This window comes from Vibrio sp. 1069, from assembly GCF_033340555.1.
Genome location: NZ_JAWOWP010000831.1, coordinates 1 through 542, shown reverse-complemented (window position 1 = coordinate 542; position 542 = coordinate 1). Strand labels below are relative to the sequence as shown.

Below are 542 nucleotides of genomic sequence, written 5' to 3'. Positions count from 1 at the left end.
GAGCCAGCAAACGCAGTTAAAAGCGCAGCTAAATACACTGAACGAGCAGCAGTCACAAGTAATTGAATCTCATAAAGCGTTGGTCGATAAGTGGCAACCGTCGTTAAGCAACTTGAAAGAACTGGCGGACTACACTTCAACGACGGATATGTTCATCTCTGATTGGAAAACGTGGTGCTCTGAGGCTCGTTTACAAGCACCGGATCTAAATGAAGTCTGGGATGCATGTGACGTGGTTTATAACGACCTCAATGCCGTTGCTAAAGTGTGGCAATGGTTTAAAGACATGCAGATCGTTGGCGATGTTGATCACTACTATTTTGATATTCAAAGTGGCCAATGCGGTCAGGCTTGTAACCATCTCAGCCAGATTTAAATAGGGCAGTATATGTTAGATAAAATGATGAAATCTCTAGCGGAAACGCTAGGGATAGGGCCTTTTATTGCCGGAGAAAATGGCGCTTACACCATCGAAGTAGACCAGTTAACACTGACAATCAAACAGCACTCATCATGGATCTTATGGGAAACTGCCTTGCCAC

General features: G+C 44.3%; 2 pseudogenes. Both read left to right on the top strand.

From position 1 onward, the window contains the following. Positions 1-376: pseudogene (gene esxD, locus R7040_RS29315) on the top strand (type III secretion system regulon anti-activator ExsD); the annotation flags it as partial. Between the two features lie 12 nt (positions 377-388). Then, positions 389-542, top strand: a pseudogene (gene vscB / locus R7040_RS29310) (YscB family type III secretion system chaperone VscB); the annotation flags it as partial.